The 17,746-nt window shown below is 45.1% G+C and carries 13 protein-coding genes; all 13 read left to right on the forward strand.

Annotated features, from left to right (window positions below; genetic code table 11):
• The first annotated feature begins 1 nt into the window (after position 1).
• On the forward strand, positions 2–1,249 hold the full coding sequence (locus BLU87_RS07325; RefSeq protein WP_092346219.1) for a metallophosphoesterase family protein: 1,248 nt from the start codon (positions 2–4) through the stop codon (positions 1,247–1,249).
• Positions 1,249–3,687 carry an AAA family ATPase gene (locus BLU87_RS07330; protein ID WP_092346221.1) on the forward strand — a complete coding sequence of 813 codons (2,439 nt, stop codon included), beginning with the start codon at positions 1,249–1,251 and terminating at the stop codon, positions 3,685–3,687. The genes BLU87_RS07325 and BLU87_RS07330 overlap by 1 nt, the downstream gene beginning before the upstream one ends.
• A 22-nt stretch (positions 3,688–3,709) precedes the next feature.
• Positions 3,710–4,396 (forward strand): DUF6338 family protein, encoded by a 687-nt coding sequence (locus BLU87_RS07335; RefSeq protein WP_092346223.1) that lies wholly within the window; start codon positions 3,710–3,712, stop codon positions 4,394–4,396.
• 332 nt (positions 4,397–4,728) lie between these two features.
• Positions 4,729–6,159: a DUF3375 domain-containing protein gene (locus BLU87_RS07340; RefSeq protein ID WP_092346225.1), complete on the forward strand. Its 1,431-nt coding sequence runs from the start codon at positions 4,729–4,731 to the stop codon at positions 6,157–6,159.
• A gap of 12 nt (positions 6,160–6,171) precedes the next feature.
• Positions 6,172–6,753: a DUF4194 domain-containing protein gene (locus tag BLU87_RS07345; protein WP_092346227.1), complete on the forward strand. Its 582-nt coding sequence runs from the start codon at positions 6,172–6,174 to the stop codon at positions 6,751–6,753.
• Complete coding sequence (locus BLU87_RS07350; RefSeq protein WP_175498292.1) at positions 6,734–10,105, forward strand: ATP-binding protein; 3,372 nt, start codon at positions 6,734–6,736, stop codon at positions 10,103–10,105. The genes BLU87_RS07345 and BLU87_RS07350 overlap by 20 nt, the downstream gene beginning before the upstream one ends.
• Positions 10,102–11,301, forward strand: a complete 1,200-nt coding sequence (locus BLU87_RS07355; protein ID WP_092346231.1) for a DUF3322 domain-containing protein — start codon at positions 10,102–10,104, stop codon at positions 11,299–11,301. The genes BLU87_RS07350 and BLU87_RS07355 overlap by 4 nt, the downstream gene beginning before the upstream one ends.
• 92 nt (positions 11,302–11,393) lie before the next feature.
• The gene (locus tag BLU87_RS07360) at positions 11,394–13,646 is read left to right on the forward strand and encodes a PDDEXK family nuclease (protein ID WP_092346233.1); all 2,253 of its coding nucleotides are present in this window, start codon (positions 11,394–11,396) and stop codon (positions 13,644–13,646) included.
• An 83-nt stretch (positions 13,647–13,729) separates the two neighbouring features.
• A complete protein-coding gene (locus BLU87_RS07365) occupies positions 13,730–13,996 on the forward strand; it encodes a radical SAM protein (protein ID WP_092346235.1) in 267 nt (88 codons plus the stop codon).
• Between the two features lie 555 nt (positions 13,997–14,551).
• Positions 14,552–15,055 (forward strand): hypothetical protein, encoded by a 504-nt coding sequence (locus BLU87_RS07370; RefSeq protein ID WP_092346237.1) that lies wholly within the window; start codon positions 14,552–14,554, stop codon positions 15,053–15,055.
• 46 nt (positions 15,056–15,101) lie between these two features.
• On the forward strand, positions 15,102–16,097 hold the full coding sequence (locus BLU87_RS07375; RefSeq protein WP_092346239.1) for a tetratricopeptide repeat protein: 996 nt from the start codon (positions 15,102–15,104) through the stop codon (positions 16,095–16,097).
• 203 nt (positions 16,098–16,300) lie between these two features.
• Positions 16,301–17,221 carry a tetratricopeptide repeat protein gene (locus BLU87_RS07380; RefSeq protein ID WP_092346241.1) on the forward strand — a complete coding sequence of 307 codons (921 nt, stop codon included), beginning with the start codon at positions 16,301–16,303 and terminating at the stop codon, positions 17,219–17,221.
• A gap of 253 nt (positions 17,222–17,474) precedes the next feature.
• Positions 17,475–17,746: transposase (locus BLU87_RS07385; protein ID WP_175498293.1), on the forward strand; the 272-nt coding region annotated here is incomplete at its 3' end.

Raw genomic sequence — 17,746 nt, forward strand, 5'->3', positions numbered from 1 at the left:
CATGCGCTTCATCCATATCTCCGACATCCACCTTGGCAAAACCTATCGAACCTCCACGGGTGAAGCGGAACGCTACGAGGATTTCTTCCGTTGTCTGGCCGAAATCATCACCGATGCTATCGAAGCAAAGGTCGACTTCGTCCTAATTGGCGGCGACCTATTCCACGTCGGTCAGATCCTGCCGAAAACCTTCGCTAAAACCATAGAAACCCTACAACCCCTAAAAGAAGCCAACATCCCCTGCATTGCTATCGAAGGAAACCATGACTGGATTCACCGTCGCGACAGCATCTCGTGGATGGAAGCACTGTCGCAGATGGGTTACATTAAACTACTGCGCCCATCCCGCACCGAAGAGGGCGGTTACAGCTTTGACCCTTTCGATGAAGAGACCGCCATGGGTGGTCACATCGAGATCGGTGGCGTCAATATCTATGGCCTCGGTTACATCGGTGCCCAGGCAGGCAGTCACGTTGAGCGTATCTGCGAGGCGGTCACTACCGAAAACAATCTGCTGCTTTTCCACGTTGGCATCTGGAGCTATTCCCCTGTAGAGATCGGCAACATGAAGCTTGAAGAGGCACATCCGCTGGCTGAAAAGTTCGGTTACGTTGCTCTTGGTCACGGACACAAGCCCTATGTCATCAAAACCCCTGAAGGAAGACCCTACGCCTACAATCCCGGTTCTCCGGAACGGGTCAACTTCGGTGAAGAGAAGTATGACAAGGGTTACTACTTCGTCACCTATGAGAACGGCGAGTTCATCCCAGAATTCAGAAACACGTCACCACGACCGATGTTTGTAGAAACCATTGATTTAAACGGCGCGGAGAATGCCGAACAGGCTCTCGACATGTTCAACGAGCAGGTGGCTAACAAGGTCGATACCTCGGACGATGATCGCAAGCCTCTGTTGGAACTGAAGCTAACCGGTCGGGTCGGTTTCCACCCCTTTGAGCTGGGGCGTGAGCGGTTGAAAGCCGTTCTTGAGGAACTGGTAGACCCGCTGCATGTCGAGATCAAAAATCATCTTTCCCTGGTCAGCAGCGCCGGTGAGGGAGAGTCCTCCAAAATGAGTTTGGAAGAGATCGAAAATGAAGTCCTGCATGAGTTGATCAAGTCCGGCAGCGAATACCAGGGGCGTGAGGAGGAACTGATTCGGCTTTCGATCTCTCTGAAAAAAGCAGTACAAAAAGGTAACGTCGATGGTGATGAGCTCTTGGCCTTGCTTGATGCGGAGGGGAACTAATGCAGATCCTCTCCATTCATCTCAAGAATATCAAATCACACCGCGACACCGAACTGGATTTCTCACCCGGCATCAATGTCCTTTCTGGCCTCAATGGCGTCGGTAAAAGCACCATTTTCGAATCGATCGGCTATGCCATGTTTGGCGTTGATGCGCAGAGCTTTGTTGGCAACGTCGATCGATTTATCTCGATCGGTGCTAAACGGGGCGAAATTGCCGTTGTCTTTCAACGGGTGGATGACGAGCGTTATCGGGTCAGCCGGACTGTTGGTACGCCATCAAAGTGGTTGCTAGCCAAGGAGGTCGGTGGCGGATTCGAGGTAGAGGAGCATAAAGACAGTAAAGAAACCGAGGCCCGACTCAAAGAACTGCTTGGGCTGAACTCGGGACGTTCTTTGGCTGAACAGTTTGAGTTGGTGATTGGCCCGTTTCAACATGAATTTCTTGGGCCATTTGTGATCAAACAGCCGTCCAAGCGGCGTGACAAGTTCGATGAGATTCTCGGAATTGACAGCTGGCGCAAGACCTTCAACGAGACCAAGGTGCTGGCCAGTACAATCAAGGCGAAGGTTGATTCGTTGGAGAGTGCCATCGGTCCACTTAAAGAACAAGTCGCAGAACTCCCAGGGAAAAAGGACGAACACAAGACGGCCAAGCAGAACCTTGAGCAAACTGAGAAAGATCTGAAAATTCAGCAGCAGAAACTTAAGGAACTGGAAAATCTGCTGGTCGATGCTGACAAGCGCGAAAAAACCCTCAAAGAGTTTGAAAAAGAGATCGATGCGCTCAAGGAGCGGATCGGTAACGGTAAGGAAATGATCGGTAAACAGAAGGTGCTGGTTAGTGAGGCGGAAAAAGCTCACAAAATTACTGAGGAGTCTGTGTCTGGTAAAAAAGCCTTTGAACAGGCTGAGACCAGGCTGACCGAACTGCGCGAGCAGGTCAAGGTGCAGCGCCAGCTTGAACAGGAAGTCGCCGATCTCAAGACGAAGGTTGGCACTCTGGGGGAAAGATTCAACCTCGAATCGAAAGCTGTTGAGAAAGCCGCTCAGGAGCTTGCGGAAGAAGAGAGTCAGCTTTCTGAAAACCGGAAAGAGTTGGTTGTTGATGAGAAGCAGAAGTCTTTGTCTGTCCGTCTCCCGGAAATCCGTTCGGCGATTGATAAGGTGCGTAAGCAGCTCGGGCAGCTCGAAGGCCGCCGATCTGGCCTTGAAGAAGGGAGCGAAAAGCTCGCCGAGGGGATCTGTCCGTTCTTTCAGGAGCCTTGCCTCAATATTGCCGAAAAGTCTCCGGGTGATGTCTTTTCTGCCAAGTTCGATGATATGGACAAGGAACGACAACGACTGACTGGAGAGTTTGAGGCGCTAGAACAGGAAGAAAAGGCTGCCAGCCAGGCAAATGATCTTCTAAAAGAGGTTGCTGTCAAGCTTAAGGGGATTGACGATCAGGTGGAGAAGTTAGCCGAGCGTCGCAAAGATAACGCAACCAATGCTGAAAGCCTGAACGGATTGCAGAAGGAGCAGGCCACAGTCCAGCAGCAACTGGAAGAGAAACAGAAGGTTCTGGAATCCTACGATCGATTGCAGGCAGATATTGACGCGGCTGAAAAAGTAAAAGGACAACACCAGGAGTCACGAGACCGATATGTAGCTAATCAACAACAGGCTGCCGAACTTGAACAGCGTCGAGCGGATCTTGAGAAGTTCGAAAACTATCTCAAACAGTTACAGGAAAATCTGGCCGACAAGGAAGCTGCCCATAGCATGGCAGGCAAGGAATATAATGCCGCCGAACACGAGGCTTTGCGCAAGCAGAAAGATGAGCTGGGGGGAGATGTTGGTGCACTAGGACAAAAGGTCAAGGGGCTGATGGCCGATGTTTTCCGTCTTGCCGCCGAGATCGACAAGCTCAAGAAGATCGAGGAAAATATCGCTGTCAAACAGGCTCAGATCAAATCGTTTAAAGAAAAAGATGAACTGGTCAAATTCCTGCGCAATCGGGTCTTCCGTAACGTATCCACTTTCCTTTCTGAGCGTTTCCGTGAGGAGATCAGCCAGAGAGCAAACCAAATCTACCGGATTATTGCCGAAGTTGATGAAGAGCTGGCCTGGGGAGATAACTACCAAATCGTTCTGCGTGACATGGTTGGTGGCGAATTGCGCGAGCGGGCCGACGATCAGCTCTCCGGTGGGCAGACCATGAGCGCAGTCGTAGCGTTACGTTTGGCGATGTTACAGACCATTGGTGCCCGGATCGCCTTCTTTGATGAACCAACCTCGAACCTTGATGCAGCACGCCGGGAGAACCTGGCTCACGCTTTCCGCGCCATTGATGTCGGCAAGGAGGATGTCACCGAGCACTGGTATGACCAATTGTTCCTGATTAGCCATGATGTAGCTTTTACTGAAATTACGGACCAAATTTTGACGCTGGAATAAATCTGTAGAGACCGGAGACCTTATGCCAGACACGATTGTTGGTTTACTTATCATTGTTATAGCAATTTTCCCCGGATTAATAGGCGAGAAAATTTATCGAGTCTTAGTGGGAGTTGACTGGAGAGAGAAAGAATGGCAAGGAGTTCTGAGGTTGATTGGTTTTAGTGTTGTTGGCGTTACTTTATATGCTCTAGTTTCAGATTTTTTTAATTGGTCACCCCCGGTGCATATACTGCCATCTACCTACGAAAAGATTTCTTCTCAAGCATCTTTTTTGCCTAGTATCTTTATCCCATATAGTGGACATCTTCTAGGTGGGGGGATTGCGGGTTTTCTTGGGGCCTGGGGGGCGAAACTGTTGGCAAGATTTTCATCAAGCTCTGCTTTCCCTTGCGCATGGGACCAGTTTGTAAGGTCTTATGTTCCAAACCATTGGGTTGTTATAGGGCTGGAAAGTGGTGAAATATACGCTGGTAAGTTGAAAATCGCAGATATCGCTGCTTCTTCGGAAGAAAGGGATCTTATACTGGAAGAACCTGCTTTATATAACGCTGAATCAAGTGATTATATTTCTACTCCCTACCAATACATATTTATTAAATCAAGGGCTTTATATTCAATCGCAGCAGTAAATGAACCAACGATTGACAAACGTATTATTCCGATAGGTGAAGCTCTTTTCTCAGGAGGTGAAAACGATGAGTCCTAAGCCCCCAACATCACCAAGGCCAACCCCTTCACCTGGAGATGGTGGCAGGAGGGGTGGATATCAACCAAGTACGCCAAGTAGACCACCAGCAGCGCCTTCTCCGCCACCTCCACCTACGCCTAAGAAATAACAGATAAAGTTTTAGTCTAGATCATCGGCGGTTCAAACCACATGGTTTGAATCGGAGGGAGATAATGGGTGGATGCGATATTTTTTTCGGTTTTTTGTCTGGCTGAACGTGACTTATTCTGTCATGGTGCTTTGTTGTTTACGTAGTAGTAGATTGGATAGCGTTATTATGAGTGTAAGCTAGGTTTTGGCGGGGGACTACTTTGGACTACGAATATATAAAATCTCTGAAAACGAATAATCCTGCTTTGAGAGCCATCAGCTCTGACAGCGCCCCACTGACCTTGTCGTTTTTTCACAAAGTTTTCATCGAGCCGAATCGTCGTTCCATCCCTCACCAGGAATTACTCTCATTGCTTGACGATGAACTCTACAATCTACGCCAAAGCTACGGGGAATACGTTCATAAGATGACGGCCAAGCAGTATCTGGCTCTTTGGTGCGACAGCAACTCCTATCTTTCAAAGCGTTATCCTGATCGGGGCGATGAGCCTATCTACGATCTGACCCCCTCAATTGTTAAAGCCATAGAGTGGCTCTCCGATCTGAAACCGAAAGCTTTTGTTGGCACAGAATCCCGTCTGCTGACCGTGTTCAATATCCTCCGAGAAATCGACTCCAAAGCTTCGGATAGCCCCGAGCGTCGAATCCAGGAACTGGAGCGCACCAAAGATGAAATTGATCGGGAGATTGACCTGATCAGCAAGGGTGGGTATAAGCCTTTTTCGGAAACTCAGATCAGGGAGCGTTTTATTGAAGCCGAAGAAACTGCGCGACGCTTGGTTGCTGACTTTCGCCAGGTTGAGCAAAACGTGCGGGATCTCGACAAAGAAGCTCGCCAGCTTTTTGTGACGGCTGATGCGCCCAAAGGCGCAGTACTGGACGATGTCTTTGAGCGGAGAGAAAGTATTACGACATCTGACCAGGGGTGTAGTTTCCGTTCTTTTTGGGAGTTTTTGATGAATCCTGTTCGCCAGCAGGAGTTGGCTGATTTACTCGACAATATCCTTGCGTTGGAGGTTCTTGAAGATATGGTTCAGGAGTCATTCCTTCCAGATGCGAAGTATGCGCTTCTGGATGCTGGACGTGCCGTCTATAAGACGACCAACCGTCTCGCTGACCAGTTGCGTCGTTACATTGATGATCGTGTTCATCTCGAAAACAAGCGAATCATGGAGATTATCCGCGATATTGAGCAGAAGGCTCTTGAACTTAAGGAACACCAGCCTCAGGATTTTTGCTTCGGAATTGATGAAATTTCACCTGAAATAGATCTGACTATGGCAAGAACTCTACACAAGGCCAATCTGCCAGAAGATTTTTCCGGCGTAGTGTTGGAGGATGGAGTCGTCGACATTGATGTTTCTGCCTTGTTTAATCGAGAGGATATTGATTACGGTGAGTTAAGCGATCGAATCGGTGGGCTTTTACGTGATCAAGATCAGATCACATTGCCTGAGGTGATCAACAGATATCCGATTACCAAAGGCGTCAGTGAAATTGTTGCTTATTTCGAGGTGGGCCATGACAGCGGAAAAGTTGTTGTCAGTGGTGACCAGAAGGATGTGCTCAATATTTCCATCGATGGCCGCGACACGCAATTGAAAGTACCCAGGCTGATTTTTACCCGATAGGAGTACTACGGTATGGACAGGCGAAATAATATTTCTCATGCAATTGTTGCCCTTATGAAAGGAGTTGTCTACAAGGACAAACACCCGCGTCACTGGATAACCATTCTGGGTTCATTTGCAGCAGTCAACTCACATTTTGTCTATGTCGGACTTGAACTTTTTCTTGACGAAGCCGAAGGGTTTGCTTTTCTCAAACAGATTCCTAACGAAGATGATCCTGATCCTTTGCCAAGGCTGATTCCTAAAAGGCCGCTTGGTTTTCAGACCAGTTTGATTTGTGTTTTATTACGCAAACGTCTTGCTGAACACGATGCTTCAACCTCTGAACCACGTCTAATTATGACCGAGGAAGAAGTTTTTGATATGGTCAAGGCTTTCATCCCAGAGAAAACAAACGAGGCAAAATTGCACGATGAAATTCGGCGCAACATTGCCAAGGTTGCAGAGATGGGTTTTCTTGACGAGTTGAAAAAAGCTGAGGAGACTACTTACGAGGTGCGTCGGATTATCAAGGCCGCTTTTAATGCCGATGCTTTGGCGGATCTCGATAATTTACTTGAGGGGTATCGAAATTATGCAGCAGCAACTGCTTGACGTTCAGGGGGTCGATGATGGTTTCCGTCTCGAACGTGCTGAGGTCTTTAACTGGGGAACTTTCAATGGGCGAGTCTGGACCATAGTCGCTAACGGCGAAACAACCTTGATGACCGGAGATGTTGGCTCCGGTAAGTCGTCGGCGGGAGATGCCCTCCAAACACTTTTAGTACCTCCTCGACGGGTTGCTTATAACAAGGCTGCAGACGAAGCGGCCAGGGAACGTACGGTTGCTTCTTATGTTCGAGGGCAATATTCTAATAACATCGACGAGAAGACCAAAAAAGCCAAACCGGTTTTTCTTAGAGGTACCAACACGTATACGACAATATTGGCGGTGTTTCGCAACAGAAACTTGAAGGAGGTTGTCACTCTGGTTCAGGTTCTATGGGTGCGAAATGAAGGTGAGCCGCCACAGCGCTTGTATGTCGTTTCTGAAAAAGATCTTGGTATCGAGTCGCATTTTACTGGGGTTGAGACGATTGCTGAGTTGAAGCGTCGGCTCGATTCGGATAGCGCCATTCATCTCCATGATAGCTTCGAAAAATATTCCAAACACTTTTGCCGCCAAATGGGTATTCCCGGTGTTCAGGCGCTGAGCCTATTCTGTCATACCATGTCGATGAAGCAGGTTCCGAACCTGACAACCTTTATCCGCGACTTTATGCTTGACGTCGGGAACACACCGACCGTTGTCGACGAGGTCATTGAGGGGTTCGATAGCTTGTCGGAAGCTTACGAATCAGTTGCCAAAGCTCAAAAGAAAATAGAATTGTTACAACCGGTTGACCAAGAGGCGATCAAGTTTCAGGAATACCTTCAAACTGTAGTGTATAGAGCGAAATTGCTGGGGGCAGTCAGACCGTATTATGCCTCACTCAATATCGAGCTGATTGAGAAGCGGATTGAGGTTCTCGAAAGTGAGAATACACGTTCTAGGGTGAAACTCTCTGGTTTGTTGGCAGAATCAGCGCATCTGAAAGAGAAGGCCGAAGAGATTCGTAATTCGATTGTTGACGCTGGCGGTGGTCGGATTACGGCAATCGAATCTGAGCTTGAACGACTGATTCTTTCAAAGCAGCAGAAAATAGATGCCTACGCCGAATTTTCAAAAAACTGTGGATCCCTCGGCATGGTCCCTCCTGAAACAGAGACAGACTTCCGTGAGGTTCGCACTAATTCAACAAAAATTATCGCAGACTTTGACCAGCTGAAACGAAAGGCTGAAGAGTGCCGGATTGATCTTCGTGTCAAACAGGAAAAGCTGCGAGATGAGAAAATCACAGGGATTGACAGAGAACTTGATTCGCTACGTAAACGACGGAGCAACATTCCTCTCAAAAGTCTGGCCATTCGGCAAGGTATTGCAAATGCGGTGGGTGCAGATGTCGAAAGGCTCCCATTTGTTGGCGAGCTGCTAGAAGTCAAGGAAGAGGAAAGTGCCTGGGAGGGCGCCGTTGAGCGTATCCTCCATAACTTCGCGCTAAGTATCCTGGTTCCAGAGGATCTGTATCGGGAAGCTTGCCTCTATATTGATAAGACCCATTTGGCTGGACGGGTTGTGTTCTATAAGATCCCCAGGGTTCATGTAACGGCAAGCAGCAGATTGGTTGAGAAATCTCTGACAAATAAGATCAATATTAAATCGGGGGCTGAGTTTAAGGGATGGTTGGATGGACATCTTGGAAAGCGCTTTGATATTGCATGCTGCGACAGCATCGAAGAGTTTAGGAATCAGCAAGATGCTGTTATGAAGAGTGGTCTCTCCAAGACTCGGGGAGATCGCCATGAAAAGGATGATCGCCGTCATATCGACGATCGTTCAACTTATGTTCTTGGTTGGAATAATCAGAAGAAGATCGACGCACTGGCCCAGGAACTTTCCAGGGCAAAGGTGGAATTGGCAAAGATCTCTGATGAGATCAGGAAGGTTGAAGTCGAGGAGGACAACTATCGGGAAAAGCGCTCGGTAGCCGGGAAAATAGCAGATTATGACAGCTTTGAGCGGCTTGACTGGAAAGGTGATGTCAAACGCATCGATGATCTCACCGAGGAGAAGCGGCGTATTGAGGAGAGTTCGGATCGATTGCGGCAGCTTCGCGAAGAGCTGGATTCGACGAACAGGCTCCTGGATAAAAATGAGGGTGTTCGTGGTGGGCTTCGTGATGAAGTTGTAGGAAACGAGAAGACTATCCAAATGCGTCGAGAGGAAACACTGCCCGAGATGCATGAGTTGTTGAGTGCTATTGACGAGGCTGGCAGGTCAGAGCTTTTTACGCAATTAGCAAAAGAGATTGAACGCTGGGAAGAAAGTCGCAAGCAGATCACAATTAACACAGCGACAAAAATCGCTGGTGAGATTTGGAAGCGAATGGACGATTATCGACGGGCCGCCGAAAGGTCGGCAGATGACTCTAAAGGGCGTTTGCTGAAATCTATCGGGAAATATCGAGATTCTTTTCCGGTCGAAGGGCAGGAAATTGATATCGATGTAAGATCCGTTCCTGAGCTATGCAGAATCTTACATAGCCTAGTGACAGAAGATCTTCCGAAACATCAGGAGCGCTTTCGAGAACTCCTGCGTGAACATACGATCCAAGGCCTCGTCAGTCTAGAAGAGTCCCTTGGGCGTGAGAAGAAGAATATTGAAGATCGACTTAGTCAAATCAACTGGTCCTTAAGGAAAATCGATTATGTCAAAGGCACTTACATCGAGATTGCTCCAAAATTAGTTTCAGATCCGGAAATCAGACAATTTCAAGCAGACCTTAAGACATGCTTTTCAAATATCCTTGATGAAAGGACGCTCTATACGGAGGAAAAATTTCTCCAGGTTAAACAGATCGTCGAACGTTTGAAAAATAGAGGGGGGGATTTCACATCGATCGACAAGGAATGGCGTAACAAAGTCACAGACGTCCGTCAATGGTTCGATTTTATGGCCCACGAAAAATTCCGTGAAACGAATGAAGTCAAATGTGTCTATGAAGGTTCCAGTGGGCGATCCGGCGGGCAGAAGGAAAAGCTGGCATACACGATTTTGGCTTCGGCGCTAGCGTATCAATTCGGTGCAGAGAAGGCTCGCTCGTTCCGTTTTGTCATTGTCGATGAGGCTTTTGGACGTGGTTCAGAGGAGAGCGCTCGCTTCGGTATGGAACTGTTTGAAATGCTGAATCTTCAGCTTCTTGTCCTGACTCCTTTGCAGAAAATCAATGTAATCGAGAAATACATTAGTTCGGTCAATTTCGTGCATAATAATGCTGAAGGGTCTTGTTCAGTACTCCGGAATATGACAATTGAGGAACTTAATCAGGAGCGTCTGGATCAGAACACAATGCGGAACGTGTCATGAAAGGCATTGCAGAAATTAAAGATTTTGCTCGTAAAGCTTGGAGCCGTGGGGATGTTTTGCGTAGTGCCGCCACGGGTGAGCCACAATTCCCATTACGGTTGCGCTTTAAAAAGGCCAGTGGCCAGCAAGTGGTTGATTCGTTGGTTGAAGTGCAGCAATGGCTTTCTGAACTTAATGCTTCTTCAAAAAAACTCGGAGGTTTTGGGTTCACCGTAGAGTTTTCCGAGGTAAATCATCGCAAGCTAGGCCGCCAACGTTTGCCCAGCGATATTCGCTTCGACACGCCTGACGATTTGGTGCGTTTTATTGGTAAACAAAGAGAGTTTACTGCTTTTTTGAAAGCGTTGGAAACAACGAAAAAGCGGATTTCTGAAGTCGCTTTATGGATGACAGAAAATCCCATGAAAGTTGTCCCACACTTGGATGACTGGAACAAAATATTGGACGTCTGCAAGTTTGTCCAATCCCGCCCTAAACCGGGAATCTATCTGCGGCAGATAACCCTCTCTGGAATCGATACAAAATTCTTTGAGGCCAAACGGTCGATTCTTTCTGATGTGTTGACTTGTCTCCTCACAGCTGATGCTTATGATGCTTCCATTACAGGACTCTCTCGCTATGGTTTTGAAAGGCGTTTTGGTTTTCTTTATGATGAAGCAATTATCAGGTATCGCATCCTCGACGATGGAATCCTAGCAGGTTCGTTTTATCGAGATCTCAGTATGCCGTTGAGTGAGTTCGCTGAGCACGATATTCCTGGGTGCCACACTGTCTTTGTGACGGAAAACAAGGTGAATGGCCTTGCCTTCCCGACATTCAAAGGTGGAGTGGTTGTTTTCGGGCTAGGGTATGGAATCGGCGATATTGCAACGGCCACATGGCTTAGAAATAAGAGAGTTATTTACTGGGGGGATATTGACACTCATGGGTATGGAATCTTGTCTATGTTGAGAGGCAAGCTCCCACATGTTGAATCTATATTGATGACCAGCCAGGACATCGACTTGAATAGGAATGCTGCTGTCGTGGAACCGAATGGCACCAGACGGTTGGATAACTTAGAGAATCTTACACCCGATGAAGAGTCTGCATATTTCAGACTCTTACCCGGTGGGGATTGCGAAGGTGTCCGTATTGAGCAGGAGAGGGTGCCGTATTATTTGTTGCTGGAAAAACTTGATGAAATCAGGCACTGATATGATTCAGTGACCAGCTTTTTTTGATATGTAGCTACTTATTGAAATATTCTGTTGATGAGCCACTTGTCTGATGTGGAAATTTGGAGTTTATGGAGTTGTTAAAAAAAATATCTGCCGCGAGTACTCCTAAAAAAAGAATTGCATTGCTCGATGATTTATTTGCCGATGATTTTGATTTGGCAAATCGAATTCTTTTTTCCGGAGATAAAAAGCACAATATCCGTCCTTTGTTTGTTCTTAAGAACAAGAGCTTTCAAAAGAGATTTTGGCAGTCAGAATTACCTTCAAAATATGGGTGGAAAATCGTCTGCCAATCTCCAAATGCCCCCGAATTCTGGCAGGGGTATTTCCGTCAAGCTAGATTTTGTTCTGATTTCGTCTCGACTGGATTTGCGAATAAACCAGAGTTAATACTGAAAAATTTTAGGTTCTATGGGGGGTTTCTCCAAGATTGCCATTGGGAATCGTTTCGCCCATTTATCGAAGGAATGTGTGATGAGCAATCCCGGGAGTTTTTAGCCGGTGCAGGTTTCTTCCGGGATTTAAAATCGAAACTGAATGATTCACTAAAGAAATTTTTGTGGGAGATCAAAACTACGAGTGTTGCTGAGCTTCTTTGTGCATTCGTACTCATTTCAGAGCAAATATATTTTTCAACACCAACAGATGCCGCCTTTATGGCTAAACGACCGACACTGTTGTCACTGCTTGAGGAACTCCTGAATGAGAAATTCAAAGGAGAAAAAGAAGGTTCACATAAATGGCCTGATGAAAAACAGCTTGGCAAAGAACTGATCCGACAATCGAAAATTTTATACGACGGTCGAGAACCAGATCTTTTTCCTCTGCTAAGAGAATTCGATCAGCGTGCTCAGTTTAAATATCTGCTCCAGATGTTCCAATGGCATGATTGGCTTGTTGACTTTTCTCAGGTAATACCCGCTGTTAAACCACGAAACGATGCGTGGAGAGCCGCTTGGGAACAAACAGAGGACAAGTATCGCATTTTTCATGATTACTATTCTGGATTCGATACAAGTGATACCTTAGCTGTGAAAAGATTGGCTAAAGGCGCACCAAATCAAATATCAAAAGAAGTTGTTCGACGAATTTACTTCGGAGAGCGTTTTATCGGGGACGAATTAGGCATAGATGATAAAATTTTTGTTGAAAGTGGCCAGATTGACCTAACGGATGCGCTTTTCATCCTCAACCGGTTCAGTGGTTGTTATGAGGTGCAGTATCAGCATGAAATGGCGAAGCAGAAACGTGACGGGTTTGATGTTTCTACTGCTATTATGAATGTTTTGTCTACTTCTCACCGTACTCCGTTAGAGATAAGAACTATTCATCAGATTCTTGAGATTAACAGAAGTAATCACATTGAGACCTCACTTGAGGATATGAAACAGATATTTGACTTGGGGAGTGCAAATATTAACCAGTATCCGGTCAAGATTGATAATCAAGCCTTTTTAAAGACTCCTACCGGGTATCTGCTTTTGATGCGTTATTTTCATCCGGATATCAAGACGGCACTCTTTAACGCAATTGTCCGGCAGAATAGGCATGGCAATAAAGAGTATTCAACTTTTCAGGAGAATAAAATTGCCGAAATTTTCAAGCTTGGTGGCTGGAAAGCAATCAGTTCTAAAAAACTGAGAGGTAAATATGGCCGTTTGTCTGAAATTGACGTTCTCGCATACAAGGACGGAATTCTGTTTCTAATTGAAACAAAATTGACATACTTTAGGACTTCGATTAAGGAGATACATGATCATTTACCACAATTGGAGAAGGCAGGAAATCAGATAGAGCGTGCAATGACCGCTTTAGAAATGAATTATTCTAAGGTGTGCGATTGGTTTGATATTGATGAAACCTATAACCAGTTGAGAATCGTCCCCCTGATTGTATCTTCGTCATTTGAATATGACCATCATTTCTTTAATGGATTCCGTAAAGTCAGTCTGTTCGAACTTCAATTGTTGTTGCAGGGAACGACACCTTTTCTAAAGGTTTGGCTTGAGATGAAGGAGGTTGCGTGTGAGGCCTTGCCGCAAGATTTATATGACAAGGTTGCGACGGGATACGCATCCGAGAAAGAGTGGAACGTATTATTGGAAGCAATGTCCAAAATTAACGTAGAAGCTGATCATGACAAAATAATGAATGATGCCACTATCAGAAATGTTACAAGAGGGGCTAATGCCGAGGAAGTTGCTGATGCAATTCAGTCTGGAGCAGTTTGGAATCACTTGCTTCAAGCACCAATGCCTGATACCGAAAAATTCGCTCCCTTGATAATTGATGGAGAAGTTATAGCGAACTACTCAGTTTAGACGACAATTTAAAGATTTTAGGATTCCCCCGTCGACTCGGTTTTTGCCATGAGAAAACCATAACCCGAGCAAGGAGGTTTCTCATGAATTATCAAGAGCTCGTCAATACTGTCGTTCCGTCTGTCAATTTGTTCCTGACAAGTGAATGTAATATGGGTTGTAAGTTCTGTTTTGCCCCATCCGGTCATGCGCAAGCGTTGCCGCAGGATGAGACGGAGCGCATCATCAACGAATGTCACGATGTAGGGATCGAAAAGATCACCTTTGTTGGTGGCGAACCACTTCTGTATCCGCACCTGTACGATGTCGTCCACTTTGATCACCTTGACGCAAAGTGGTTTTTGAAATAGGTATAATCGGCGGGATAAAGGGGGGCTGCTTTAAGGTTGCCAATGATTTGAGTGATTCTTAAAAAATCAATTTTAAGAAGTTCATTATTGTCAATATTTTCCTACCTTTCTAGTGGGGGAACTTTCGCCAAACTTTCGCGGATAATAGTCTAGTAATACGTTTTAAACCTAATTATATGGACAGACCCAGAAAAACGAAAATCAGTTAAGTTGTTGAAAACTATGTGTTAACAGTATGTTGTGTCTATGTTCTTAAAGCTGAGGCTTAGGGTTCGATTCCCGCCACCTCCACCATTTGACAGTAAAGGTCAGTTCCCAGGAACTGGCCTTTTCTTATTTGTTTTTAGGGTCTTGCAATTAATTGCACATCAGTTTGTGGGATTTTTGATTGTCTCAGATTGTCTCCAGAACTGAACTTAAACTGCACTTAAAATTAGGCGTGAATCAACTTTTACTAGAGGCTGATCTGAACTTCTCTAATGAAAGTGTTGACTCAAAAATGATCGAATTGTAGATTAATTGCATTGAATTGATTTGTTATTGGAGGGGATGATCATGCTAAAAAGCTTTACATCACTCTGTACCATTACGTTTCTACTCCTGTCGGTCTCTCTAGCCAGTGCAACCACCCTTTCTGACACCCTGACTAAACGCTTCAAAAAGATCAGCTACCCCAACGATGAAGTCGTTGCCACCATTACCCTTCAAACAGAAATCCCTGACATTTCTGGCGACAGAATAAAAGATTCCGTTCTGCTGGCTTATCAAACCCAAGCCAAGCTTGTCTCCGTATTTAAACAGAACGGCTGGCAGAAGGCAGATATGCTGCACGTAGATAGCATTGATGCGGGACTCATTGAACTTGAACTGGATAAGGGGATGAATCTAAAGCTCAAAGAAACCCTGAGACTCAAAGCCTATGTTCACCAATGCGATATGCCGATGCATAAATATCGGGGGGGCAGTATTGATGAGTTCTTCCAGAAAGATGTCTTAGAAAAGGCGGAACAGTGCTTTACATACGATGAGAAATTACAGGGGAAGAATTATCCCTATTAAATGATCAATTAAATACCCATTTATCCGTTCAGCATGGAGGGTTAATATGACCAGATTCATAGTCGTTATTGTTTGTGCTATTGCATTGTTCCTGCCTCAAACGACTTTTGCTAAGTCAAAGATTGAACAAGCCAAGGATTACGTTACCATCGGAGAAAAAAGCAGTGCGTACCAGCTCCTGAGAGAAGCAATACTCGAAGACCCCATGGATGGAGATACTCATTATGATGCAGGGTTGGTCTTTGCTGAGATTGGCTATATAGGTGATTTCGATAAAGCCATGGGGAATGCTTGCAAGCTAAAATCATCTTACTGCCCAAAGATAGGAGATGTTTATTTTAGTCAAGGCTTCAGCCGTTTGGCGCAAGGATCAACGGGAGCCGCTAAAAGTGCTTTCGAGAATGTTTTTCAGTACCAACCAGCTAAAAAGACACAGGTATTAAATCGGCTATTTGAAATAGGGAAAAGGCATTTAAGTTTCAATAAAATTCAGAAAGCAAATGTCTATTTTTCCTTATTAACTCAGTTTGACAACTCATACCGAAGCCAAATTGCAGCATCGTCATTTGAAATAGGTAAAAACGCATCGCCTCCTTTGACTTACGAAGCCTACGCTCTTGCTAATAGCTATTCGAGCCAGTTTAAAAAACAAAGTGGAGATGATTTAGCTTCCCTTGCAAAGAATGACTCTTTCTCTGAAGACATGCGAGCAAAGCTTAAAAGGGAAGCGGGTAAGTATCTAACTGATGCTCAAATGGCAGAACATTTTCCGCCTGACTTCATTGAGCTAGCACCAGATGAAGATTATTCATTCCCAAATCTTAACAAAGGGGAAGAAACGAATATTTGGATTAGATCACCCTATGGTGTAAACACAATACTGTCTATTACCTCTAATAATTTTTATAAGATTAAGACAAGGGATGGAAAAAAATTCAACACACTTAAAGGAGAAAAAATGCCAGACAATAAATATCGTGATTTCAAGTTCATTGCACTTGCTGATAATTTAAAATTAACAGCAAGGTTTAAAAGAAAATGAAAACAATTTTGCGGCACACTGTAATTTCAGGGTCACATCTTTTCATGGACCAATTTGATAAATGTTCCTGCTACAGGACAAGAGTCAATTCACAGAAATTTTTTAACAAAGGTAAATTGTGACCTACGAAGAGCTTGAAGAGTTTATTCCCACGAAGATGTTGTTGGGGCTTGCCCTAGATTTGTTTTAAAGGAGGTTTCAATATGACCAGATTACTCATTGTCATTCTATGTGCCATCACCTTGCTTCTGCCCCAGACAGCTTTTGCTAAAAGCAATATAGACAAGGCCAGAGACTACGCCAAAATCGAGAAAACCTCTGAAGCAAGACAGTTGTTGAATCAAGCCATTCTCGATGATCCACTGGATGCTGATGTTCATTACGAAGCAGGTCTGGTCTACAGTCAGTTGGGAATGACCAGTGATTTTGATCTGGCTATGAAAAATGCTTGTAAGCTTAAACCCTCTTACTGCCCCAAAGTAGCTGAACCCTATTACAACATGGGGTTTAATCTCCTTGAACAAAGAAATGATACCTACGCAGCATCAAGAGCGTTTGAAATGGCCTTTGCCTACGCCCCCTCCAGAAAACCAAGTGCTGTTTCGAGAATATACAATCACTACCTAGTAGTAGCTAACTATCATGTTTCAAAACAAGATTACTCTTCGGTTTTTAATGCAGTTGCTGACGGAATGAAGTTCGGGCAGAGCAGTAAAGACTTTGAAACGGTAATACTGCAAGTTCTAAGAGAGAATAAAGGGAACAAGCATTTCGACGATTACCGTGAAAGAGCAATAAAGCTCCTCGGAGAAGAGGTTGTAAGTAAAGATTTCCCACCAAAAAGTTGGAAAGTAGTCCACACGGAAGAACACATCGGCATTGGCTGGGATGATAATGATAGTAAAAAATATCACGTATTATTTAATTACCCTAACGCTTACAACCAAAAACAGACCATTAAATGCACTGGTAAATTTAAAGTTTGGAGGGGAAGTGTTTTAAAGTGGGTTGAGTATGATAAAGAAAGAATTTTTATTATTGATAATCCAAACGTCAAAGGAAACCCAGGTGTTGAAATCCAAGAAGGAGAAAGATTGATATATATCGCCGAAGAATTTAAATAGCCTTCATCTTTCTCCAGTGAAAAGATGCGACTGTTCCATTTTATAGAATGACTGCCAAGGATGTATTTAGAGAACAGAGACTTGTATTATGACCTACGAAGAACTTGAAGAGTTTATCTCCAATAAGATGACTATGAGTCATATCTATCAGCCTCTTCTGATACGCAGTCTTGTTGAGTCTGGGGGTGAGGGTGTAAAAAACTTTGTGTAAATGGTCACAGTCGGTTACAACTCGTAACCACTGGAGGCACTAATGACCATACCGAAAGACTTGCTCGATACCCTGATGAAGGACTACAAGAATCCTGAAGATCTCATCGGAGAAACCGGGCTGCTGAAGCAACTAACCAAGCAACTGCTGGAGCGCGCAATGCAGGCTGAGATGACCGATCATCTTGGTTATGAGAAGAACGCTCTTTCGAACAATAAAGCTGGTAACGCTCGCAACGGCAGTTACCAGAAGAAGATCAAAGGGGAGTTCGGCGAGCTTGATATTGCCGTTCCCCGTGATCGTGATTCCAGCTT

The sequence above is a fragment of the Desulfuromusa kysingii genome (genome assembly GCF_900107645.1).
Classification (GTDB): Bacteria; Desulfobacterota; Desulfuromonadia; order Desulfuromonadales; family Geopsychrobacteraceae; genus Desulfuromusa; species Desulfuromusa kysingii.

Excerpts from the sequence above, each read along its gene's own strand:
- BLU87_RS07325 (WP_092346219.1), top strand. The coding sequence starts at position 2 with ATGCGCTTCATCCATATCTCCGACATCCACCTTGGCAAAACCTATCGA.
- BLU87_RS07345 (WP_092346227.1), top strand. The coding sequence starts at position 6,172 with ATGGACAGGCGAAATAATATTTCTCATGCAATTGTTGCCCTTATGAAA.
- BLU87_RS07330 (WP_092346221.1), top strand. The coding sequence starts at position 1,249 with ATGCAGATCCTCTCCATTCATCTCAAGAATATCAAATCACACCGCGAC.
- BLU87_RS07365 (WP_092346235.1), top strand. The coding sequence starts at position 13,730 with ATGAATTATCAAGAGCTCGTCAATACTGTCGTTCCGTCTGTCAATTTG.
- BLU87_RS07380 (WP_092346241.1), top strand. The coding sequence starts at position 16,301 with ATGACCAGATTACTCATTGTCATTCTATGTGCCATCACCTTGCTTCTG.
- BLU87_RS07335 (WP_092346223.1), top strand. The coding sequence starts at position 3,710 with ATGCCAGACACGATTGTTGGTTTACTTATCATTGTTATAGCAATTTTC.
- BLU87_RS07355 (WP_092346231.1), top strand. The coding sequence starts at position 10,102 with ATGAAAGGCATTGCAGAAATTAAAGATTTTGCTCGTAAAGCTTGGAGC.
- BLU87_RS07375 (WP_092346239.1), top strand. The coding sequence starts at position 15,102 with ATGACCAGATTCATAGTCGTTATTGTTTGTGCTATTGCATTGTTCCTG.
- BLU87_RS07360 (WP_092346233.1), top strand. The coding sequence starts at position 11,394 with ATGGAGTTGTTAAAAAAAATATCTGCCGCGAGTACTCCTAAAAAAAGA.
- BLU87_RS07370 (WP_092346237.1), top strand. The coding sequence starts at position 14,552 with ATGCTAAAAAGCTTTACATCACTCTGTACCATTACGTTTCTACTCCTG.
- BLU87_RS07350 (WP_175498292.1), top strand. The coding sequence starts at position 6,734 with ATGCAGCAGCAACTGCTTGACGTTCAGGGGGTCGATGATGGTTTCCGT.